This window comes from Halomonas caseinilytica (assembly GCF_001662285.1).
GTDB lineage: Bacteria > Pseudomonadota > Gammaproteobacteria > Pseudomonadales > Halomonadaceae > Halomonas > Halomonas caseinilytica.
In genome coordinates this window covers 366901-389739 of sequence record NZ_BDEO01000001.1, presented here as the reverse complement: position 1 = coordinate 389739, position 22839 = coordinate 366901, and the positions used below count along the sequence as shown (strand labels likewise).

At 64.4% G+C, this 22839-nt stretch carries 20 protein-coding genes; 4 read left to right on the top strand and 16 right to left on the bottom strand.

Annotation, left to right across the window (positions count from 1 at the left end):
* Nucleotide 1: 1 nt before the first annotated feature.
* Entirely contained in the window at nt 2–898 is an 897-nt protein-coding gene (cysM, locus tag HSDC_RS01680; protein WP_064698186.1) for a cysteine synthase CysM, read from the bottom strand.
* A gap of 118 nt (nt 899–1016) precedes the next feature.
* Between cysM and HSDC_RS01675 the strand changes: the two genes are divergently transcribed.
* Complete coding sequence (locus HSDC_RS01675; protein WP_064698185.1) at nt 1017–3743, top strand: ATP-binding protein; 2727 nt, start codon at nt 1017–1019, stop codon at nt 3741–3743.
* Here HSDC_RS01675 and acpS read toward each other — a convergent pair.
* The 11 genes from acpS to rpoE all read right to left on the bottom strand — a co-directional run bounded on the left by acpS (nt 3683) and on the right by rpoE (nt 14427).
* The gene (gene acpS / locus HSDC_RS01670) at nt 3683–4060 is read right to left on the bottom strand and encodes a holo-ACP synthase (protein ID WP_064698184.1); all 378 of its coding nucleotides are present in this window, start codon (nt 4058–4060) and stop codon (nt 3683–3685) included. The genes HSDC_RS01675 and acpS overlap by 61 nt on opposite strands.
* Nucleotides 4057–4857 (bottom strand): pyridoxine 5'-phosphate synthase, encoded by an 801-nt coding sequence (pdxJ, locus tag HSDC_RS01665; RefSeq protein WP_064698183.1) that lies wholly within the window; start codon nt 4855–4857, stop codon nt 4057–4059. The genes acpS and pdxJ overlap by 4 nt, the downstream gene beginning before the upstream one ends.
* A gap of 146 nt (nt 4858–5003) precedes the next feature.
* A complete protein-coding gene (recO, locus tag HSDC_RS01660; protein ID WP_064698182.1) occupies nt 5004–5705 on the bottom strand; it encodes a DNA repair protein RecO in 702 nt (233 codons plus the stop codon).
* Between the two features lie 122 nt (nt 5706–5827).
* Nucleotides 5828–6727 (bottom strand): GTPase Era, encoded by a 900-nt coding sequence (gene era, locus HSDC_RS01655; RefSeq protein ID WP_064698181.1) that lies wholly within the window; start codon nt 6725–6727, stop codon nt 5828–5830.
* On the bottom strand, nt 6724–7413 hold the full coding sequence (gene rnc / locus HSDC_RS01650; RefSeq protein WP_064698180.1) for a ribonuclease III: 690 nt from the start codon (nt 7411–7413) through the stop codon (nt 6724–6726). Before rnc ends, era begins: the two co-directional genes overlap by 4 nt.
* Nucleotides 7414–7456: 43 nt before the next feature.
* Nucleotides 7457–8263 carry a signal peptidase I gene (lepB, locus tag HSDC_RS01645; protein ID WP_064698179.1) on the bottom strand — a complete coding sequence of 269 codons (807 nt, stop codon included), beginning with the start codon at nt 8261–8263 and terminating at the stop codon, nt 7457–7459.
* A 15-nt stretch (nt 8264–8278) separates the two neighbouring features.
* Nucleotides 8279–10096 (bottom strand): translation elongation factor 4, encoded by a 1818-nt coding sequence (gene lepA / locus HSDC_RS01640; protein ID WP_064698178.1) that lies wholly within the window; start codon nt 10094–10096, stop codon nt 8279–8281.
* 176 nt (nt 10097–10272) lie between these two features.
* A complete protein-coding gene (locus tag HSDC_RS01635) occupies nt 10273–11709 on the bottom strand; it encodes a DegQ family serine endoprotease (RefSeq protein ID WP_064698177.1) in 1437 nt (478 codons plus the stop codon).
* A gap of 157 nt (nt 11710–11866) precedes the next feature.
* On the bottom strand, nt 11867–12886 hold the full coding sequence (locus HSDC_RS01630; RefSeq protein WP_064698176.1) for a MucB/RseB C-terminal domain-containing protein: 1020 nt from the start codon (nt 12884–12886) through the stop codon (nt 11867–11869).
* Nucleotides 12886–13629, bottom strand: coding sequence for a sigma-E factor negative regulatory protein (locus HSDC_RS01625; RefSeq protein WP_064698175.1), 744 nt, complete (start codon nt 13627–13629; stop codon nt 12886–12888). Before HSDC_RS01625 ends, HSDC_RS01630 begins: the two co-directional genes overlap by 1 nt.
* Before the next feature lie 189 nt (nt 13630–13818).
* Nucleotides 13819–14427, bottom strand: coding sequence for an RNA polymerase sigma factor RpoE (rpoE, locus tag HSDC_RS01620; RefSeq protein WP_064698174.1), 609 nt, complete (start codon nt 14425–14427; stop codon nt 13819–13821).
* Nucleotides 14428–14754: 327 nt separating this feature from the next.
* Between rpoE and HSDC_RS01615 the strand changes: the two genes are divergently transcribed.
* Nucleotides 14755–15834 (top strand): 3-deoxy-7-phosphoheptulonate synthase, encoded by a 1080-nt coding sequence (locus HSDC_RS01615; protein ID WP_064698173.1) that lies wholly within the window; start codon nt 14755–14757, stop codon nt 15832–15834.
* A 55-nt stretch (nt 15835–15889) separates the two neighbouring features.
* Here the strand turns inward: HSDC_RS01615 and HSDC_RS01610 are convergent, their stop codons facing one another.
* The 3 genes from HSDC_RS01610 to rhlB form a co-directional block, all read right to left on the bottom strand.
* Nucleotides 15890–16747 carry an Nmad3 family putative nucleotide modification protein gene (locus HSDC_RS01610; protein ID WP_064698172.1) on the bottom strand — a complete coding sequence of 286 codons (858 nt, stop codon included), beginning with the start codon at nt 16745–16747 and terminating at the stop codon, nt 15890–15892.
* A gap of 29 nt (nt 16748–16776) precedes the next feature.
* Complete coding sequence (gene dinG / locus HSDC_RS01605) at nt 16777–18918, bottom strand: ATP-dependent DNA helicase DinG (RefSeq protein WP_064698171.1); 2142 nt, start codon at nt 18916–18918, stop codon at nt 16777–16779.
* Nucleotides 18919–19142: 224 nt separating this feature from the next.
* The gene (gene rhlB, locus HSDC_RS01600; protein WP_064698170.1) at nt 19143–20417 is read right to left on the bottom strand and encodes an ATP-dependent RNA helicase RhlB; all 1275 of its coding nucleotides are present in this window, start codon (nt 20415–20417) and stop codon (nt 19143–19145) included.
* 148 nt (nt 20418–20565) lie between these two features.
* Between rhlB and HSDC_RS01595 the strand changes: the two genes are divergently transcribed.
* The gene (locus tag HSDC_RS01595) at nt 20566–20802 is read left to right on the top strand and encodes a hypothetical protein (RefSeq protein ID WP_064698169.1); all 237 of its coding nucleotides are present in this window, start codon (nt 20566–20568) and stop codon (nt 20800–20802) included.
* Nucleotides 20803–20804: 2 nt separating this feature from the next.
* The gene (gene xthA / locus HSDC_RS01590; RefSeq protein WP_064698168.1) at nt 20805–21638 is read left to right on the top strand and encodes an exodeoxyribonuclease III; all 834 of its coding nucleotides are present in this window, start codon (nt 20805–20807) and stop codon (nt 21636–21638) included.
* A gap of 54 nt (nt 21639–21692) precedes the next feature.
* On the opposite strand, the gene HSDC_RS01585 is transcribed toward xthA, so the two are convergent.
* Nucleotides 21693–22835 carry a tetratricopeptide repeat protein gene (locus tag HSDC_RS01585; RefSeq protein ID WP_064698167.1) on the bottom strand — a complete coding sequence of 381 codons (1143 nt, stop codon included), beginning with the start codon at nt 22833–22835 and terminating at the stop codon, nt 21693–21695.
* Between the last annotated feature and the right edge of the window lie 4 nt (nt 22836–22839).

Here is a 22839-nt window from a genome sequence, read left to right as displayed (position 1 = left end):
CTCAGATCTCCGGGGCGAACAAGCCGGTGGACAGGTAGCGATCCCCGCGATCGCAGACGATAAAGACGATCACGGCATTCTCGACCGTCTCGGCGACACGCAGCGCGCCGGCCAGGGCACCTCCCGAGGAGACGCCGGCAAAAATGCCCTCTTCTCGCGCCAGACGACGCATGTGCTCCTCCGCTTCGTACTGGCCGATATCCAGCACCTTGTCGACCCGCGAAGCATCGAAGATGCCGGGCAGGTACGCTTGTGGCCAACGCCGGATACCGGCGATGCTGGCACCATCCTCGGGTTGCAGGCCGACGATTTCCACCTCGGGATTGTATTCCTTGAGGCGCTGCGATACGCCCATGATGGTGCCGGTAGTGCCCATCGAACTGACGAAGTGGGTAATGGTGCCGCCGGTCTGCTCCCAAAGCTCCGGCGCCGTGGTTCGATAGTGCGCCAGGGGGTTGTCGGGATTGGAAAACTGGTCGAGCGGCTTGCCTTCGCCGCGAGCGATCATCGCCTCGGCCAGGTCTCGGGCTTCTTCCATCCCCCCTTCCTTGCTGACCTCGATGAGCTTGGCGCCATAGGCCGCCATGGCCTGCTTGCGTTCACTCGAGGCACTTTCCGGCATGATCAGGACCATCCGGTAGCCCTTGATGGCGGCGGCCATCGCCAGGGCGATGCCGGTATTGCCGGACGTGGCCTCGATGAGGGTGTCCCCGGGCGCGATGGTGCCACGCTGCTCGGCCTGGTCGAGCATCGACAGCGCCGGTCGATCCTTCACCGAGCCGGCGGGGTTGTTGCCCTCGAGCTTCGCCAGCAACGTGTTGTTGCGTCCGGCGGTGATGCGCTTGAGGCGAACCAGCGGCGTATGGCCGATGGTGTCCTCCAGGGTGGGGAATTGCATGCAGCCTTCCTTATGGAAAAGTCTGTAACGCATTATATCCTTGGCCGACCGGACTGGACAGGCATCCGCCCCGGCTGTGGCATACTGGGTCACGACATTCCCTTCGCGAGTCGCCCCGATGTCCTTCAAGACCCGCCTGATGCTCTGCATTCTCGTCCTGCCGCTGACCCTGCTCGGGCTGTTCGTCTTCGCGGCGGCCGAACTGGAAGACCGGCATCACCATCGGCAACTCGCCAGCCACTTGACCGAAACCGCCCGGATGCTGACCCCCGAGCTCGCCGAGGCACTGAACGAAGGCCATGCGGACCGCCTGTCCTCCATCGCCTCCCGGTTGCTCGAACTCGACGACGTCAGAGCCCTGGCCATCCGGGATGCCCAGGGGCATGTCCCCCTGGAGCTGGGCCGTCTGCGCGACATGCCCGCCGAGCTTCTCGCTGCCGACACTCCCCTGGTGCAGGATGGGGCCCAATGGCGACTGCGCTTGTCGCTGCCGGCGACCGACGCCCGTCTGCTCCTCGATATCGACGCCTCGCCACTGCCGCTGGCCTATTATCGCCAATTGGCCAGCGGAGGGCTGTTGCTGCTGCTCGCCGGGCTGCTGCTGTTCCTGGTCGCCTACTCGACGGTCCGTCGTCTCAGCCAACCTCTCGAGGAAGCCAGCGAGAGCCTGTCGCGCCTGGCTGCCGGCATGACCCCCGAGCCCCTTCCCTTGCCTGGCGAGGCGGAACTCGCCCAGCTCGTGCAACGCCTCAACACGCTTCGCGATCACCTGGCCTGCGCCCACGACGACCTGCAGACCCAGGTCGAGCAGGCGACCCAGGAGCTCCAGGAATCCATGGAAACCATCGAGGTCCAGAACATCGAACTCGATCTGGCTCACCGACGCGCCCTGGAGGCCAACCGCGCCAAGTCCGAATTCCTGGCCAACATGAGCCACGAGATCCGCACGCCGCTCAACGGCATCATCGGTTTCTGCCGGCTGCTGCACCGTTCGGAACTGAGCATGCGACAGCGAGAATGGCTGGACCATGTCCAGCGCGCCTGCGACAACCTCCTGATGCTGGTCAACGATGTCCTCGATTTCTCCAAGATCGAGGCCGGCCGGCTGGAACTGGAGCATCGCCCGCTGGACATGGTCGCCCTGGTCGATGAAGTCTTGGGCCTCCAGGCGCCACAAGCGCAGCAGAAGGATCTGCAACTGCTCGGACTGGTGTATGACGACGTGCCCATGGAGCTGGTCGGCGACCCCCTGCGAATCCGCCAGGTCATGACCAACCTGGTCCACAACGCCGTCAAGTTCACCGATCGCGGCGAGGTCATCGTGCGCGTCTCGGTGGAAGACACCGCCCAGAACCAGACCACGCTGCGCATCTCGGTCAGCGACACCGGGATCGGGCTGTCAAAGGCGTGCCAGCAGCAACTCTTCGACGCCTTCCGCCAGGGAACCGTCAGCCATCAACGCCACTTCGGCGGCACTGGGCTGGGTCTGGCCATCTGCCGCCAGCTCGTCGAGCAGATGGGCGGCGAGATCGAGGTCGACAGCGTCCCCGACCAGGGCTCGACCTTCTCCTTTACGTTGCCCTTGAGCAATAACGGCAACCTAGAGCGGCCTCGAGAGGTCGATCTGGACGGTGCCGGCGTGGTGATTCTGGAACCGCATGTCACGACACGCCACGCCCTGCGCCATCTCGTGTCGCGCTGGGGCGGCCATCCCCTCGAGATCGACGATGTCGAGGTCGGCAGCGCGGAACTGGCGTTGATCGGCCTGTCCGCCGAGGAACTGCACGACGACGCCTCGAGCGGCTGGCGGGCACGACTGGCACGGCTCGGCTGCCCAGCGCTGCTGATGGTCAACGCCAGCCCTCCCGACCTTCCCGACGAGCCACCGCTGCCCCATGGCGGTGAGATCCTGAGCAAGCCACTGGCCCGCCATAACCTGGCCGAGGCCATCCGGCGCATTCGACAGTCGAGGCTATCTGCCCCCCGGAAGACGAGCGCCGCCGGCACGCCCCACGACGACGCATCGCGCCCCTGGCACATCCTCTGCGTGGACGATACCGAATCCAATCGGCTGCTGCTCAAGGAACTGGTCCAGAGCACCGGGATCGAGGTCAGCCTGGCCGCTAGCGGCGAGGAAGCCCTTACCCTGGCCCGGCATACCACCTTCGACATGATCCTGATGGACATTCGCCTGCAGGGCATGGACGGCGTGGAAACCACCCGGGCACTGCGGCGTCTCGGAGGGCACTGGCGCCACATCCCCGTGATAGCCGTCACCGCTCACGTTCAGGATAATCAGCGCCGGGACCTGCTGGACAGCGGCCTGGACGACATGCTGGAAAAGCCGATCGATACCGCTCAGTTGTCCCAGTTGCTGCGACATCACCTCGGCGCCGGCCTCGAGACGGAGAACCCCGAGCCGACCCTCGCGCCACGCACCATCCGCAACGAGGATACCGAACTGGCCGAGATCGACCTGGCACTTGGCACTCGCCTCGCCGGGGGGCGCGAGGGAGTGGCCCGTCAGCTGCTCGAACAGCTGATCGCGTCGCTCGAGGAAACCGAGGCGGACATTCGCGACGCGGCCGAGCGAGGCGATGACGAGGCCCTCCTCGATGCCATTCATGGCCTCAACGGAGCCTGCCGCTACTGCGGCGTGCCGCGCCTGGCCCTGCTGGTGGAGACGCTCGAGACTCGCCTCAGGTCGCGCGGCAGCGACGCTGTGGCACCGTTGCTGCCGGACCTTTATGCCGCCATGGCAAGCCTGCGTTCACAGGGCAGCCATCAGCTCTCCAATACCACGAAGGCCATCGCAAAGGCCGCTTCATCCGACAATGACACATGAAGACTGCGGACACCCGCCGCCCTGGCCAACTCATCGGCGCGCCCCGATAGCCGCAGCGCGGGGCGGCCGAGCGTATCGTTGACCACCTGGATCTCGGTCCAGCGCATGCCGTGACGCAAGCCCGTTCCCAGCGCCTTGACAAAGGCCTCCTTGGCGGCAAAACGCTTGGCCAGATAATTCGCCGACCGTCCCCGGTCGCGGAAGTCCACCCGCTCATCCTCGCCCAGCAACCGCTCGACGAAACGTTCCCCATGTCGCGCGATGGCGCGCTCGAAACGCGCCACCCGGGCGATATCGGTCCCGACTCCGATGATCATGCGCCGCAACAACTCTCGTCGCCGTGCTCGTGGTCATGCTCGTCCAGCGCGGCCAGCAGGCCCGCTTCCTGGCCGGCAATGGCAAGCCGCTTCATCTCCGCCACCGCTTCCTTGAGGCCGACGAAGAGCGCGCGCGCGATCACGGCATGGCCGATGTTGAGTTCGTGCAGACCGGGAATCGCCGCGATGGCCTCGACATTATGATAGTTCAGGCCATGGCCAGCATTGACGACCAGCCCGAGTTCAGCAGCCATCTCCGCCGCCGCCACCAGCCGGACATGCTCCTGCCGGGCCACCTCACCGGTCGCCTCGGCATAGGCGCCGGTGTGCAACTCCACGGTCGGCGCCCCCGCCCTCGCGGCCGCCTCGACCTGCTCCGGCACCGGATCGATGAACAGCGAAACGTCACAGCCGACCGCCGCCAACCGACGGCAGGCCTCACTCACGGCATCCAGGCTGCCGGCCACATCGAGGCCGCCTTCGGTGGTCACCTCTTCCCGCTTCTCGGGTACCAGACAGACATGCGCCGGACGGATTTCCTCGGCGAACGCCAGCATCTCCTCGGTAACGGCCATCTCCAGATTCATGCGCGTGTTGAGCACCTCCGCCAGCAGGCGCACATCGCGCTCCTGGATATGGCGCCGATCCTCCCGCAGGTGAACGGTGATGCCATCGGCACCGGCCTCCTCGGCCAGCAAGGCCGCCTGGACCGGATCGGGATAGCGCGTGCCACGAGCCTGACGCAAGGTGGCGACATGATCGATGTTGACGCCTAACAGGATGCGGGGAGGATGCATGAAACTCTCCTTGTAAATGGAAGACGGAAGACGGAAGACGGAAGACGGAAGACGGAAGACGGAAGACGGACACAGGATATGGGATTTTCCGCTTTCTGACAGGTACGCAGCGCCGTTCTTGCCTCGTCAAGTGGCGAAACCGCGTCTCACGATTCTCGACGAAGCCGGGCGGAGGCAAGCTGATGCATCAACTCCCGTGAACGCAGTGGCCGGCTACCCAGCAAGGGCGCCAGGGCGGCGCGCATTACCGCCTTGGCCGGCCCGGCCAGGCCAGGGGCACTCCAGTCTCCCGTCGCAAGCAGCTTGAGGGTACGTCCATCGATGCCTCGCTCACCGAGAACGAAAGCCCGTGAGTCAGTATCGAAGACGTAGCGTGTCTGCGGGTCAAGTTGCTGGCCATCGGGCCCCACAAAGCGAGGTTCGGCATCCAGGGCCTCGAGCAGGGCAAATTCCAGGCGTCGCAACGCCCCGGCCCGCCCCTCCGGATGCGGCAGGGCATCGAGGGCGGCGGCATAGAAGGCGAAGACATCGTCCACCGACAACTCGACCGGCAACAGGCGAGCCAGCAACTCGTTCGCATATAACCCGCAGAGCAGGCCCTCGCCGGCCAGCATGGCAGCCGTTCCCTGGCTTTCCATCAGCGCCAGGCGCTTGAGGTCTCCACTACCGCTCCAGGTGACATGCAGGGGTGCGAACGGCTGAAGCACGCCACGCAGCCGACTGCCCGGGCGCTGTACCCCTCGTGCCACGGCCCGTACGCGCCCATGGTGAAATGTCAGCAATTCCACCAGGGCGCTGGTTTCGCGATAGGGCCGCTTGTGAAGCAGGTAAGCCGGTTCAGGAGTCATGGGACGCCGTGCATGAGAAGCCACCCCGAGCCAGGCCCGAAGCTGAAGAAATGCGCACTGCTGGATACGAGACCCGCCGCATACGCGCTGCGCGCCTCGAAAATCGGACGCCCAAAACGGCGTCAGTCTAAATCATAGCCGAGGCTCTTCAAGGCTCGGTCATCATCGGACCAGCCCCGCTTGACCTTGACCCAGAGGTTGAGCATGACCTTGGTGCCGACCAAGCGTTCCAGCTCGAGCCGGGCGTCGCGCCCGATCTGCTTGATGCGCTCACCACGATCACCGATCAGGATCTTCTTCTGGCCCTGCCGCTCCACCATGATCAGTGCGCTGATGTGCGTGACGCGTCCTTCTTCTCGAAATTCCTCGATCTCGACGGTCATCTGATAGGGAAGCTCATCGCCGAGCTGCCGCATGATCTTCTCACGCACCAGCTCCGCCGCCAAAAAGCGCAGGCTGCGATCGGTGACCTGGTCATCGGGGAAATAGTGCACGCTCTCGGGCAGGTGCCTGGCGACCTCGGCCTCGAGTTCGGCCACGTTGGTGCCGTGCTTGGCGGCAACGGGCACGATGGCGGCGAAATGGCGACGCCCGCGCACCTCGTCGAGCCAGGGCAGCAATGCCGACTTGTCGTTGAGCCGATCGACCTTGTTCACGGCCAGGATCACCGGCGCCTCGACCGTGGCCAGTCGCTCCAGAACCACCTGATCCTCGGCGGTCCAGCGGGTGCGATCAATGATGAAGATCACGCAGTCCACGTCACGCAGGGCCTGAGTGGCCGCCTGGTTCATGAAACGATTGATCGCCTTGTTGCGATCCTTCTCGAGCAGATGAATGCCCGGCGTGTCGACATAGATGAACTGGGTGTCACCCTCGGTCTTGATCCCCATCACCTGATGGCGCGTCGTCTGCGGGCGCCGCGAGGTGATCGAGATCTTCTGACCGAGGATATGATTCATCAATGTCGACTTGCCGACATTCGGCCGACCGACGATGGCCACGAAACCACAGGTCTGGGTCATGCTCGCGCTCCCTTTTTCTCGAGCTGCGTCAGGGCCTGTTCGGCGGCCTGCTGCTCGGCGTGTCGACGACTGGAGCCGATACCCAGGGTGTGCTCTTCGAGCATTTCCACATGGCATTCGACAGTGAAGGTCTGCGCATGGGCCTCGCCTTCCACGGAGATCACCTCATAACGCGGCAACGCGACCTGGCGGGATTGCAGGAACTCCTGCAGGCGAGTCTTGGGGTCCTTCTGGGTATCCTGGAGGTTGATGGTTTCCAGCCGCTCGGCAAACCAGGAGAGCACCCGGGTCCGCGCGGTATCCATGCCGGCATCCAGGTAAATGGCGCCGATCACCGCCTCCACGGCATCGGCCAGTATGGAATCGCGACGATGACCACCGCTTTTCATTTCGCCCGACCCCAGACGCAGGCACTCGCCGAACTCCATTTCCCGGGCCAGCTCGGCCAGGGTCTGCCCCTTGACCAGTCGGGCACGCAGACGCGACAACTGCCCTTCCCGCGCCTGAGGAAAACGCTGGAAGAGGTCCTCGGCGATGACGAAGTTGACGATGGAATCGCCGAGGAACTCCAGGCGTTCATTGTTGCGACCACCATAACTGCGGTGGGTCATGGCCAGCTCAAGCAGCTCGGGCTGAGAAAAGCGGTGCCCGATGCGGCGGCTGAAAATATCGAGGGAATTGCTCACGAAGCTCCTGCTATATCATGACAACGATGCCGTTCCCGGCATCTCAATGAATACCACGCACATCGGTAAAGCTCGGCAGACCACCATCCCAGTGCATCCACACGGCGAAGGCCTTGCCCACGACGTTCTCCTCCGGGACGAACCCCCAGTAGCGGCTGTCGTTGGAGTGGTCGCGGTTGTCGCCCATGGCGAAGTAATGGCCTTCCGGCACTACGAGCTCACGCACCTGCGGTCCCGGATCACGAGGATTATTGTAGATATCATGCGCCACCTCGCCCAGTTGCTCTTCCAGCAGCAACTCATCGGGCTCTCCGGGAGGGCCAGCTTCCAGCAGGCGCTTGGGCACCGGCTCGCCATTGACGTAGAGTTGCTTGTCCTCGTAGCGGATATGATCGCCCGGCAGGCCGATCACGCGCTTGATGAAGTTCACCGAGGGATCTTCCGGAAAGCGGAATACCATCACATCGCCACGCTCCGGCTCACCGAGATCGACGACCTTGGTATTGGTCACCGGTAGCCGCAGTCCATAGGCAAACTTGTTGACGAGGATGAAATCCCCGACCTCCAGGGTCGGGCGCATCGACCCCGAAGGTATCTGGAATGGCTCGACCAGAAAGCTGCGCAGCAGCAGAACCACCAGCAACACGGGAAAGAACGAGCGGGCATAATCTACCGGCCAGGGGTCCTTGAGCGCCTTCTCGCGCGCTGCCGGGTCGATGCCCTCGGTGGTGCCGGCCTCGGTGCTGGCGGTCAGTCGCGCGCGCCGCGCCGGACGCCACCAGATCAGGTCGAGCAGCCAGATCAGCCCGGTGATCGCCACCGCCACCACCAGCAGAAGTGCAAAATCCATTGTCTTCGTCCTTCCCTAGTCGTTCACCTTGAGCACGGCGAGGAAGGCATCCTGGGGTATCTCGACCCGGCCGACCTGCTTCATGCGTTTCTTGCCCGCCTTCTGCTTCTCGAGCAGTTTCTTCTTGCGCGTCGTGTCGCCGCCGTAACACTTGGCGGTCACATTCTTGCGCAGCGCCTTGACGGTGGAACGCGCCACGATCTGGCCACCGATCGCGGCCTGGATGGCGACATCGAACATCTGGCGGGGAATCAGTTCCTTCATCTTCTCGACCAGGGCCCGTCCTCGTGAGTGGGCATGGTCGCGATGAATGATCACCGCCAGGGCATCGACGCGGTCACCATTGATCAGCACGTCCAGACGCGACAGATTGGCGGCTTCGAAGCGCTCGAAGTTGTATTCGAGCGAGGCATATCCCTTGGAGATGGACTTCAGGCGATCGAAGAAGTCCATCACTACCTCGGACATGGGCAGCTCATAGGTCAACTGAATCTGACTGCCCAGAAACAGCATGTCCAGTTGGGTGCCACGCCGTTGCTCGCATTCGGCGATGACATTGCCGACGAAGTCCTGCGGTACCAGGATGCTGGCACGCACGACGGGCTCGCGCATTTCCTCCACATCCGCCATGTCGGGCAGCTTGGAAGGGTTGGAGACATAGCGCGTCTCGCCATTCTTCATGGCGAGCTCGTAGACCACGGTCGGTGCCGTGGTCAGCAAGTCCAGGTCATACTCGCGCTCGAGTCGTTCCTGGATGATCTCCATGTGCAGGGTCCCGAGGAAACCAACCCGGAAACCGAAGCCCATGGCATCGGAGTTTTCCGGCTCGTAATCCAGGGAGGCGTCGTTGAGCGCCAGCTTCTCCAGGGCGTCGCGGAAGTCCTCGTAATCATCGGAGCTGACCGGGAACATACCGGCGTAGACCTGGGGCTTGACCTTCTGGAAGCCCGGCAGCCGCTTCACGTCCGGTGTCTTGGTATGGATGATGGTGTCGCCTACCGGGGCGCCATGGATGTCCTTGATGCCGGCGACCACGAAGCCCACTTCGCCGGCACGCAGCACATCGGTCTGGCGACGCTGCGGCGTGAAGATGCCGACCTCGGAAGCCTGCCAGTCACGCCCGGTCGAGCTGATGCGAATCTTGTCGCCCTTCTTCAGGGTGCCGTCGAAGATGCGCACCAGCGACACCACCCCCAAGTAGTTATCGAACCAGGAATCGATGATCAGCGCTTGCAGAGGCTTTTCGGGATCGCCCTTGGGCGGCGGAATGTCACGCACCAAGCGCTCCAGAAGCTCATCGATGCCCAGGCCGCTCTTGGCGGACACCTGGCAGGCATCGGTGGCGTCCAGGCCGATGATCTCCTCGATCTCCTCGCCCACCTTAGCCGGATCGGCCTGGGGCAGGTCCATCTTGTTGAGCACCGGCAGAACCTCGAGCCCCTGCTCGATGGCCGTGTAGCAGTTGGCCACCGACTGCGCCTCGACCCCCTGGGCGGCATCCACTACCAGCAGGGCGCCCTCGCAGGCATACAACGAACGCGACACTTCATAGGAGAAATCGACGTGCCCGGGCGTGTCGATGAAATTGAGCTGGTAGACGTTGCCATCCTGAGCGTGATAATCGAGCGTCACCGACTGCGCCTTGATGGTGATGCCCCGTTCACGCTCGAGATCCATCGAATCGAGAACCTGTTCCTTGAGCTCGCGTTCGGTGAGGCCGCCGCAGGTCTGGATCAGACGATCGGCCAGGGTCGACTTGCCGTGGTCGATGTGGGCAATGATCGAAAAGTTTCGTATCCCGTTGATTATCTTGCGATTATCAGTGTCTGTCATTCAATAAGGTCCGCTTCGTGTACGCGCTCCGTACAGGCTTGGCCAGTGCCGCCGTTCGAGCGAGCGCGGCGAGAAAGATGCGCGCATTGTAGCGGCATGCGCCTGACAGATACAGCGACCCGACGGCCTTGGCCGTCGGGTCGCTGTTCAGGATTGGCCATGGAGCGAAGGTTTCATCACTCCTGCGCCAGCCGCAGGGCCACGTAGTAGGAATGGCCGTTACGATACAGACGCACCGGTACCGAGCGATCCTCGGGCAGTTCACCGATCAGTTCCCGGAGCTGCTCCGGGCTCTCCACTGCATGTTCACCGATGCTGACCAGGATATCACCGGCCCGAATTCCCGCCTCGGCGGCAATGCCCGTGGGGTCGACCTCGACCACGCGCACGCCATGGTCGATAGCCTGATCGTGCTGGCCACTCTCCAGCGGCCGGACGACGATCCCAAGGCGCGCCGGCGACGTATCCCCATCCTGTCCGCTGCCGTTCTGCTGGGCATCCGGCCAGTCACCGACGGACACGGTCACGGTCTGGTGTTCGCCATTGCGCAGCACTTCGAGATCGACATCCTCTCCTGGTGCCACGCGACCGATCAGGCGCGGCAGGGTGCTGGAGCGATCCACGGCCTGGCCATCCACTTCGAGGATGACATCGCCGGCCTTCAGCCCATCCCGCGCGGCCGGCCCCTCGGGATCGAGATCGGCGATCAGCGCGCCCTGGGGCTTATCCATGCCGAAGGAATCGGCCAGATCACGGGACACCGGCTGGATCATCACGCCGAGCCATCCTCGGCTCACCGAGCCGTCGTTACGCAGTTGATCCGCCACATCCATCGCCACATCGATCGGAATGGCGAAGGAAAGGCCCATGTAGCCACCGCTGCGGGTGAAGATCTGCGAATTGATGCCGATCACCTCGCCATCCAGGTTGAACAGCGGCCCGCCGGAGTTGCCCGGGTTGATCGCTACGTCCGTCTGGATGAAGGGGACATAGACATCCCGCGGCAGCGTCCGGTTGATGGCACTGATGATCCCGGAGGTCACTGAATGATCCAGGCCGAAGGGCGAGCCGATGGCGGCAACCCACTGCCCCACTTTCAGATCCTCGGACTTGCCGAGGGTCAGTGTCGGCAGGTTGTCGGCATCGACCTTGAGCACGGCAACGTCGGTCTTGGTATCGGCGCCAACCAGTTCGGCCTTGAGTTCGCGGCTATCGTTGAGGCGCACGAGGATCTCATCGGCTCCCTTGACCACATGGGCATTGGTCATGATGTAGCCATCCTCGCTGATGATGAAGCCCGAGCCCAGCGAACGACGCTCCTCACTGTGGCCATGGGCCCCGGGCGGCATCGGCATCCCTTCGCCAAAACGCTCACCGAAGCGTTCACCGAAAAAGTGCCTGAAGATCTCTGGCAGTTCCTGACCGCCAAACTGGTCGAACGGCATGCTGCGGGTTTCCACCTCACGCGAGGTGGAGATGTTGACGACCGCCGGGGCAGCGTCTTCCACCAGGCCGGTGAAGTCCGGCAACTCCTGCGCCATGGCGGACTGGCTGGCGAGCACCGCCAGGCTGAGAAGCATCCACAGGGCTAGGTGTCGCGTCATGCGTGTCATGAAAGACTCCTGTGACAGGGTTGGGTTGGATGAGGATCTTGCATTCCTCTAAACCACAGTGGTGCGAAAAGGTTCAGAAGCCTGAGATATTCCCGGGGAACACGGATACATGGCTGTCAGCTCGGTCGACGACGCCTGCATCAGAAGACATGTCGGGTCACGGGGAAGAAGCGCTATCCGAGGAAGACGCAGCAGTGCTCTGCCCTCCGTGCCACTCGATGGACTCGGCCACTCGCTTCAGGACTGCAGGTGGCAGCTCGCCCATGACCACCACCTGGCGCGGGCGCCCACCCAGCTCGCTATGCCGCACGGCTGCATGGGATACGCCAAGGCGATGCACGCCGGGCTTGAGCAGCTTCTGCCCGGACACGACCTCGACGAACAAGCTGAGAGTGGCAAGCCCATCGCCGTAGATCCGTTGCTCCACACCGGGGCGCGAACTCTCGGATGTCCCGGCAGCCTGCAACGCGAAACCGTCAGGCAACCAGCCAGGACGCCAGGCGCGCTCGTCCTGGTCGACGTCCCGTGACAGCCGTTCGATCCCCCCTTGATACAATCGGGGATTACGCAACTCGGTAATCTGGAAGGTTTCGACGGCACGACCGCGCTCGTCGAGCAGGACTTGCTTGAGCGGCAAGGCCGTGGTCGCATCCAGCCACAGGTGGCGCCCGTAACGCTGGTCATCCAGCGGCTCGATCTCGAGACGGACCGCGTGTCGACTGGCGATGCGCGACTCGCCGGCCAGGCGAAGACGATAGAAGTCCTCGAGATGCCTGGTCCTGGCACCGAGACGCTCCGGGCTCCCTTCGCCACCGAGACCACCGAGCCGAGCGGCGCCGCCGCGTCGCTCATGGACCGCCGGAGGGCCATCCAGAAAACGGGCCACCTCGCGCTCGACACCATCCTCGATGTCGTGGGACAGCGCCAGTGTCCGGACGCCATCGACACCGATGCGTACCGCACTGGCCTGAAAGGCATAACAATGACTCGCCCAGCGACTGCGGACGAACCAGGCCTCGGCCGAACTCGGCGTCTCTTGCTCGTCCAGGGCGGCGCAATCGAGGGCCTCGCTGGCAGATGCTGTCGTCGACGCCTCCCGGGCCATCGCCGGTAAGGCAACGCAACCTGCCAGCAGGACACAGGCAATGCGGCCCGAGCGTTTCCGCCGATGCCACATCAACGTTGCCCCAGCGGCTCGCTTCCGGTGGAACGCAGCAGCGGCATCCAGACATCGGCGCCATTGGCGGCGGCGCCCTCGGCATGCCGGTTCAGGTAGGACTGCAGCAAGCGGGCCTGTTGTTGATCCATGCTCATCGACTGCCGCTGGCTCGGTGACATCATCATCGGATAGGCGTCAGCGCCCACAGTCATCAGGCCGCTGTTGCCCGAAGACGACTGGAACATCGGCAAGTCGGCCAGCGAGGGGCCCTGACTCACCCGCATCGCGCCACTGTTGGCGGACGATGCCGCCGGGGCAGCAACGTTGGTCGCCATGGCACCGCCGGAACCGGAAACACCGACAGAGGCCGGGGCATCGGCACTGGACGCCAGCGACGACGCCTCATCCCCCTGGAGCGGCGAGGCTCCGTTGTAGAACTGCACCCCGGTGATGACCATCAGCGATACCGCAGCGGCAACACCAGCGCTGCGCGCCAGCGGCAGGGAACGCCGCCCCTGGGACGCCGATTCAGCGAGCGGCAACGGCTCGTCCTCCAGGCGTGCCATCACGCCCACCGAGAGATCGATGCTCGTGTCGACGTCGCTCTCGCGACGCAGCATGCTGCGCATCAAATGGTAGCGGCGCCAGGTGTCCGCCGCATCGGGTTCATCGTCCAGCGATTTCAATACACGACGCAACTCGAGCTCATCGCCCTCGTTGTCCATCAGTGCAGAAAGCGATTCCCGTGCGTTCTGACTCATTTCTTCACACCCTCACACTCATCAAGGCTGGCCCGCCTTGCATCCATTGGAAGCCCGGTAGTCCGGCATGGCCCGCCATGCCGATCGCGCCGAGGAGCCACTACCTCACCGCAAGCAGGCCGGTCACCGCATATGACGTCACAACAGCGCGACAGTTCAGCCAATCGACAAAAACCATGCAAATTCGCCTCATTCGGTCATCGTCTCCTGATTGCGGGACGTGGTGACCAGTGGTCGAATATGTTGATCCACGGCCTCTCGCGCACGGAATATCCGCGAACGCACCGTCCCCACCGGACACTCCATGATATTGGCGATATCCTCATAGGAGAGGCCGTCGAGTTCACGCAGCGTGATCGCCGTGCGCAGATCCTCCGGCAGCCCCTCGATGGCCTCGAATACCGCCGCCTGGAGCTGGTCCCGGGCAATCGACGCCTCCGGCGTCTCGATATCGGCCAGCCGACCGCTGTGGTCGACGATCTCGGCATCCACGATATCCATGTCGCTGCCCGGCGGGCGTCGTCCCTTGGATACCAGGTGATTCTTGGCGGTATTGATGGCGATCCGATACATCCAGGTGTAGAAGGCGCTCTCGGCCCGAAATTTCCCCAGCGCTCGGTAAGCCTTGATGAAAGCCTCCTGCGCCACGTCCTGGACTTCGGCGTGATCATGCACATAACGGCCGATCAATCCGATGATCTTGTGCTGATACTTCTTGACCAGCAGATCGAACGCCCGGGTATCCCCCTTCTGGGCACGCTCGACGAGTTGCTGATCGGTCTCCCGAGTCGTGCCCATTCAAGGCCTCCCCGGGATGGGAGAATGACGAAACGCCGGCTGGCGGCATCGCAATGAAACGGGTGTCGCTGTCATAAATGTCAACCTGAAGCCCTGGCCGCTAGGCACAATGTCATGGTGCGCCCGTGAAAGTCGTGCTCAAGTGTTCCTGTTTCTCGAGCATCCATCAAGCCGGCGGCTCCGGACCGCCCTGCCGGCGCTGTGACAATCGACACGCTTCACGGTTCCCAGATGATTGAATTTGCTCGACTCGCGGGCGATAGTAGGCGCCATTCGACATGGGAAGCCCATTTCCCTCATCAGCGCTGACACGACACAGGTAGCAACATGTCCGAACAACAGGTCAACAACCTCAACGTCCTCGGCGAGGACGTGCTCATCACGCCCGTGGAGCTCAAGCAGCATATCCCTTTGAGCGAGCAGGCGGAACGCACGGTGATCGAAGGGCGCGAAACCATCCAGAACATCCTCGAAGGCCGCGATCCCCGACTGCTGATGGTGGTCGGCCCCTGCTCGATCCACGATGTGGATGCCGCCATGGACTATGCGCGTCGTCTGCGCAAGCTGGCCGACGAGGTGAAGGACACGCTGTATATCGTGATGCGCGTCTACTTCGAGAAGCCTCGCACCACGGTGGGCTGGAAAGGCCTGATCAACGACCCGCACCTCAATGGGTCCTTCGAGATCGAGCAAGGCCTGCACACCGCCCGTCAGCTGCTGGTGGAACTCGCCGAGCTGGGCCTGCCGCTGGCCACCGAGGCCTTGGACCCGATTTCGCCACAGTATCTGCAGGACTGCATCAGCTGGTCGGCGATCGGCGCCCGTACTACCGAGTCCCAGACCCATCGCGAGATGGCCTCCGGCCTGTCTTCTCCGGTGGGCTTCAAGAACGGCACCGATGGCAGCCTCGACGTGGCCGTCAACGCCCTGCAGTCGGTGGCCCACCCCCACAATTTCCTCGGCATCGACCAGTCCGGCAAGGTCGCGATCATTCGCACTCGCGGCAACCGTTACGGACATGTCGTGCTGCGGGGCGGCAACGGCAAGCCCAACTACGACAGCGTCAGCGTGGCACTCGCCGAGCAGGAACTTCGCAAGGCCGGCGTCACGCCCAATATCATGATCGACTGCTCCCACGCCAACTCCAACAAGGATCCCGGCCTGCAGCCGCTGGTACTGGAGAACGTGACCAACCAGTTGCTCGAGGGCAACCGCTCCATCATCGGCCTGATGGTCGAATCCAACATCGGCTGGGGCAACCAGAAGATTCCCGATGACATCAGCCAGCTCACCTACGGGGTCTCCATCACCGATGCCTGCATCGACTGGGAGACCACCGAGAAGGCCTTCAAGGAAATGAACGACAAGCTGGCGGCCACCCTGGCCTCGCGTCGCGACGGCGCCTGAGACCTCGGGCACCTCGCTCGCCCGCCCGCACCAGCGAGCGGGCGAATACCACCCCTCAGTTCGCTTGGCGCCGTATCAATTCACGCGCCCAGGGCAGCGCCTCGGGATATTGCTCGGTATCCAGCACGAATTCCTGACCTCGCGCCACGGCGCGCAACGCGGTTCGCCCTGCTGCGCGACGCCAACGCCGCAGATCGCCGTGATAACTCAAGGGGGCACGCCCCTCGCCGGGATACCACCAGTCCGGTAGATCCCAATCGGACACCCGAGGCGCATCCACTGCCGTCAGTCGACGCTTGGCCGCGTAGCGAGCGAAGATGCCTGCTCCGGGCAGGTCATCGTCATCGCTTCCCACGCACAGATGGCGCCGGGCAAGATAAAGGGCATTTGCAGCCTGCCCTTGCCGCTGACAGTGCGGATGATAGCCGGCCCACGCATACGACGCCGGCAACGCCTCCCTCAGCGACAGAGTCTCCGCCACCTGCATCCAGCCCCACAGCACATGACAGGGGGCGGCGTCGCCGACCCACCGCCAACACCCTCCGACCCGCTCGACGCGGCGGAAGAGACCAAAGAAAAGAAACAGATCCCCCGGCCCGACGCCCTGGTTGCGCAAGTGGCCAAGCGCCTGGCCCATCTGCCCGAACACGGGCCGCCAACCGGGCTGGCGCGGCAGGCTCTCCCGGGTCAGGTCGGGATCCAGATGCGCCCCGGTATCTGCCGTGATCCGTCCTCGCGTCAGGTCGGCGACAAGCGGCCCCAGGGGCTCGCCGGCATGAGAGATGGCGCCGTAGGGTATCGAGGATTGCGCATCCGGAATGGGCAGGACGACCAGGCGACCATCGGGCAATATCGGGCTTGGCACGCCACCCGCGGAGGAATCGAAGCCCTTGCGGCTCAGGATCAGTTTCATGAGGCTTTCTCTCCTGCCCGATCCCCTGCTCAGCCCTGCACCTGGCCGTCGATCTCGCGCGTGAACGGTGGCAGCGCATCGAGCAGGGCACGGCCGTAACGACGCGTGAGAACCCGCCGATCGAGCAAGGTGATGCGCCCGACATCGGCCTCCTTGCGGATCAGCCGGCCACAAGCCTGGACCAGCTTGATGGACGCATCCGGCACACTGATGCGCATGAAGGGATTGCCGCCCTGGCTCTCGATCCATTCGGCCAGGGTCGCGCCTACCGGGTCGTCAGGCACGGCGAAGGGAAGCCGGGTGATGACCACATGGGTCAGGTACTCACCCGGCAGATCGATCCCCTCGGCGAAGCTCGCCAGCCCGAACAGGATGCTGCCCTCGCCCTTGTCGACCCGCTCGCGATGACGTTCCACCAGCTCACGCTTGGGCAAACGGTCCTGTGCCAGCACCCTGTCCCGCCGCTCCCGACTGAGCGCCCGTTCCACGCCGCGCAACTGGGCGCGGGAGGAAAACAGCATCAGCACCGCCTCCTTTTCGTCGAGCGCCTCGACGAAATCGACGATGGCACGCTCGTGTCCTTCCCTGTCGGCGGGATCCACCGCCTCGCGGGGCACGCTGAGCACCGCCCGGGAATAATCGAAGGGACTCGGCAGGCGCTGATAGCGGTAACGATTGGCCAGCCCGGCCCGTTCCTGCAAACGCTCGAAACGCCCCAGCGCCGTCAGGGTCGCGGATGTGACCACGGCGCCATGGCATCGCCCCCAGAGCGACCTGGCCAGGGTATGCGCGGCGGAGACCGGGCTGGCCGAGAAGGTCAGCTCCGGCTCGCCACCGAAGCGTTCCAGGGTTAGCCAGCGCGCCCGGGGTGGCTCGTCCGCGACATCCGGCTCAGCGAAGGCCTGCCACAAGGCATGAGCCTCCAGCGCCCGGCCATGCAACAACGCCACCAGCGGCAGCCAGGGTTCGGCCTGTTCGCGTGGCAGGCCGGTGGATTTCTCGGGGTCCAGGCTCTCGCGCAGGATGTCGCTCATGGATTCCAGCGTGCGCGAGAGCTCAGCGAAGATCGTCACCAGGGCACCGGATGCCTCGCGCATGGCGTCGGGAACACGCCCCATCTCGAAGCGATGCTGGGCGCCCTCCTCGGACTCGCCGAGCCCTTCCGGCCGGCCGGCAAGCTGATGTCCCAGCGAGAAGACCTCGCCGAGGTGCGGCTCGAGCGCCTCGATGGCCTGAGGTAGTCCGGACAGCAAGCGCGCCAGCGTCGGCTGCACGCCGAGCTGCTGGTTCAGCTCAGTAAGCGATTTCTTGAGAGTACGCAGCCAGCGCAACCCGCCGCCCACGGCAAAACGGTGGGTGAAGTGGTTGAGCGCCTTGTCCGGCAGGTGATGTCCCTCGTCAAAGACATAGAGGCAGTCGCCGGGGTCCGGCAACACCACGCCGCCGCCCAGGGCGAGATCGGCCAGCACCAGGTCATGATTGGCGACGATGATATCGGCGCTGTCCAGGTCGCGGCGTGCGCGGAAAAAGGCACAGGCACCGAAGTGCCCGCACCGTCGGTTGGTGCACTGGCGGTGATCGACGGTGAGCTTGCGCCAATGGGCATCATCGATGGCCTCCGGCCAGCTGTCCCGGTCTCCCTGCCAGCGGCCATTGCCGTAGGCCTCGCCGAGGGACTGCACCAGCTTCTGGAAGTCATCGCCACCGCTGTCCAGCGACTGCTCGAAAAGCGACAGGGTCGGATTGTCCTCGCCGCCATCCATCGCCTGGTCGAGCCGCGCCACGCAGACATAGCGCCCGCGTCCCTTGGCCAGGGCATAGTCGAAGTCCAGACCACTATGCGCCTTGAGCGACGGCAGATCCTGGTGCAGCACCTGCTCCTGGAGCGCCACGGTCGCGGTGGCCACCACCAACCGCTTGCCACGGGCCTTGGCCACCGGCAAGGCGGCAAGCAGGTAGGCCAGAGTCTTGCCCGTGCCGGTCCCGGCCTCGAGCACGCAGACATGCTCATCGCTGGTCCGCCGCCCGGCATCGTCGGTCTCGATGCCAGCCAGGGTGCGGGCGATTTCGGCAATCATCAGCCGCTGGCCATAGCGCGGCGTGAGTTCGAGGCCCTCGAGCACGCGGCGATAGGCGGTCTGAATCTCGTCCTTCAGGACCTCGTCAAGCATGATGCATCCATAGAGAAGCGCGGCTTGCGCGGTGACAGGCCGACGCGGAGGCGCTGTAACCCCTTCCCTGGGCGCTACCGACTCCTTCCCTGGAATCGGACCTCCGCGCTGGCTTGTCCCCGTCGCCGCTCACCAAGGGGCCAACGCAGCCCGGGCAGTCATTCTTCAGGCGGCGTAGCCGCTGTCTTCCATTCTTCCAGGCGCGCAGCACCGCTCTTCAAGCTTCAGAGCAGTCCTTCCGGCGGGTGCTCGCAGGGCAGCTTGTCATTGATGAAGCGTTCGATTTCCGGCAGCGAGAAGGCATCTTCCTCGCCCACGAAGCTGATCGACACACCCTTGGCACCGGCCCGGCCGGTACGGCCGATACGATGGACATAGTCCTCCGGATCCTCGGGCAGGGTGTAGTTGATCACGTGGCTGACGTCCTCGATATGAATGCCACGCCCGGCCACATCGGTGGCCACCAGCACCTGGACCTCGCCCTCGCGGAATTGCTCGAGAGTACGAATGCGTTGGTTCTGGGGCACATCGCCGGAGAGCATGGCGACATTGATGCCTGCCTTGCGCAGCAGGCCATCGAGCTTGCGCACCAGGTCACGGCGATTGCCGAACACCATCACCCGGTCGAAGCTTTCCTGCTGCAGCAGCTTGACCAGCAGGCGCTCCTTGTCGTCATCGCCGACCAGGTAGACGCGCTGGTCAATATCGGCGGCGTTGTCGACGGTCACCTCGATATCCACGTGGGCCGGCTCATGGGTCCACTGCGCGGCCAGGTTGAGGATATCCTCGGTGAAGGTCGCCGAGAACAGGAAGGTCTGACGCTCCTCGGTCTTCGGCGTATGGCGGATGATCCGCTTGACGTCCGGGATGAAGCCCATCGACAGCATCCGATCCGCCTCGTCGAGCACCAGCACCTCGACCTGGGTGAGATCGACATCGCGCTTCTGGTGAAAGTCCAGCAGCCGGCCGGGCGTGGCGACCAGAATATCCAGCTTCTTGCCCAGGCCATCGCGTTGCTTCTGGTAATCCATGCCGCCGACGACGCTGGCGACATTGAGATTGGTGAAGCGCGCCAGTGCCTTGGCATCCTTCTCGATCTGCAGCGCCAGCTCACGGGTCGGCGCGATGATCAGCGCACGGGGCGCGCCCGGCTTCTGTCCATCGGGTGCCTCTTCTTCCAGGAAGTAGGCCAGGATGGAGATCAAAAAGGCGGCCGTCTTGCCGGTGCCGGTCTGCGCCTTGCCAACCACATCGCCACCGAGCAGGGTATGGGTCAACGCCTCGGCCTGGATCGGCGTGCAATACTCGAACCCCTGGGCGTGGATGGCCCGCATCAGCGGCAGCGGCAGATCGAAGTCGTGAAAACGCCACTTGCCCGCCACCGCGGGCACCTGGAACTGGCGAAGGTCCCAGTTCGACTGGCGGCGGCGCGGCTTGCGGCGGCGACGCTTGGGCTTGCGGTTCTGGGCCGGTGCTGTGGTCTGTTCCGACTCGCTCATAGGCTGTGCTGTCTCGTCCGTGTTGTGGATGGATGCGTGACACAAACCGCCATTGTACCAGTTCTCGCGCTTTGAGGGCGCACCCATCGCTGTCGACGGTACGCCCGGGCCTGCTAGAATGCCGGCATTATTCAAGGAGCCATGCGTCATGACACGCCGAAAGAAGACCCGCTCGCTTTCCGACAAGGTGACGATTCGCACCGGGCGACGCAAGGATTACAAGCAGTGGCGCCACGACAACCCCGACCAGGTCGGTCCGTCACGCCGTTTCAGTCAGAAGAAACGCCAGCAACGCAAGCTTCAGGCTGCCCGCAAGCAGGAACGCCAGGAGGCCGGCCAACCGATCGAGATTCATCCCGATAACTCCCGCGACAAGGACGACTGACGATGCGCCTGGTGTCATTCAACATCAACGGTATTCGAGCCCGCCTTCACCAGCTCGAGGCGCTGGTCGACCGCCACCGTCCGGCGGTGATCGGCCTGCAGGAAACCAAGGTCCAGGACAGCGAGTTCCCGGTCGCGGCGGTGGAAGCGCTGGGCTATCGCGTCTATTACCACGGGCAGAAGGGGCACTATGGCGTGGCCCTGATGTGCTGCCGCGAGCAATGCCCGGAGGAACCCGAGCTCGTCCAGCGCGGCTTTCCCGATGACGACGAGGACGCCCAGCGCCGCATGATCGGCGTGCGCCTGCGTGGTGCCGACGGGGAACCGCTGACCGTCTGGAACGGCTACTTCCCCCAGGGCGAGAACATCGAGCATCCGGTGAAGTTTCCTCACAAGCGTCGCTTCTACGCCCAGCTCATGTCACTGTTGAATGACCACCATCGCCCGGATGAACGCCTGGCGATCATGGGCGACTTCAATATCTCCCCGGCGGATATCGACATCGGTATCGGCGAATCCAACCGCAAGCGCTGGCTGCGCGAAGGCAAGACCAGTTTCCAGCCGGAAGAGCGCGAGTGGCTGGAGACACTCAAGGCCTGGGGACTCTCGGATAGCTATCGCCACCGCTACCCCGAGGTCGACGACCGCTTCAGCTGGTTCGATTATCGCTCCAGGGGCTTCGATCGCGACCCGAAGCGCGGCCTGCGGATCGACTACATCCTGACCACCGCCCCGCTGGTAACGCACATTGCCGACGCTGGCATCGACTACGACCTGCGTGGCATGGAAAAGCCTTCAGATCATGCGCCGGTGTGGACCGAGCTCGACCTGAGCTGAGCTGTCCCGAGCCAATGCGGCGTTAGCCGTGTCCTCGCTCGAGGCGCGGCATCGTCAACCGTTGCCCTCTGCGCCCTCTCCATCGTCGCCCGAGGCACCGTCAGGCACTTCTTCTTCGGGCAACGACGCCAGCCAGTCGCTCGCCTCGGCAGCCCCACCCTGACGGGCACGGCGCAGGGCTTCACGGGCCAGCTCGAGGCGATCCCACTCGGCAGCCAGCTGCCCCAGCCGCAGCCAGTCCTCGGCGGCAGCGCCCTGCTCGGCCACCTCGCGCCAGGCCGTCAGGGCTTGGTCGCGATCCCGAGCCGCCTGCCAGGCTTCGGCCAGCAGACGACGATTCTCCAGGGAATCCTCCAGGTTGCCCGCGCTCAGCGCTCGCTCCAGAATCTCCGCCGCACGCGCCGGTGTCCCCGCCGCCAGGTGCAGCCGGATGCGTTGCATCAGGTCGTCCGCACCGCTCAGCACGCCTCGCCGCCAGGCCGTCTCCCACAACGCCGCGGCCCGCTCCGGATCGCCCATGCGCTGTGCCAGGCCCGCCGCACGGCGCCAAGCATCGGGATCACCCTCGGCCCCCGCCAGTTGGCGCTCCAGCACCGCCAAGGCGGCATCCTCCCGACCGGCGCGTTGCAAGGCCGTGGCCGCCAGCCCCAGGCGCTGCCGCGTGGGCGACGCATCGCTTTCCAGGGCCCGCTGGGCCCAATCGGCAGCCTGCCCCCAATGGGCGGCCTCGGCCTGCAGTTGCGCCATCAGCCAGTACGCATCGGTGTCACCACCGTGACGCTCGAGCCAATCGCCCAACAGTTGCCTGGCCCGCTCAGACTCGCCAAGGCGCGCACGCAGCCCGGCCTCCTGCCTCAGCCAACGATCCGCCTGGTCGCGTTCGACGCCCTCGATGCCACGCGCGGTCGCCAGGTGTTCGACGGCCGCCTGCACATTGCCACGATGCACCTCAGCATTGGCGGCGAGCTGCAGGTAGAGTGCGCGAGCCCATCGATCCGAGGCATTGCCCCCCGCGAGCCGCTCGGCCTGCTGGGACGCCTCTGCCTCGACGGCCGCATATTCGCCGGACTCGAGACGCGCCTCGAGCCCCTTGAGATCGTCGATGATGCCACCGGGCAGTGTTGGTGCCGCCCAGGACGGCGAGGCCACCAACCAGACGCCGGCGACCAGGATGCAAGCATAAAAGACATGGCGCATGCGG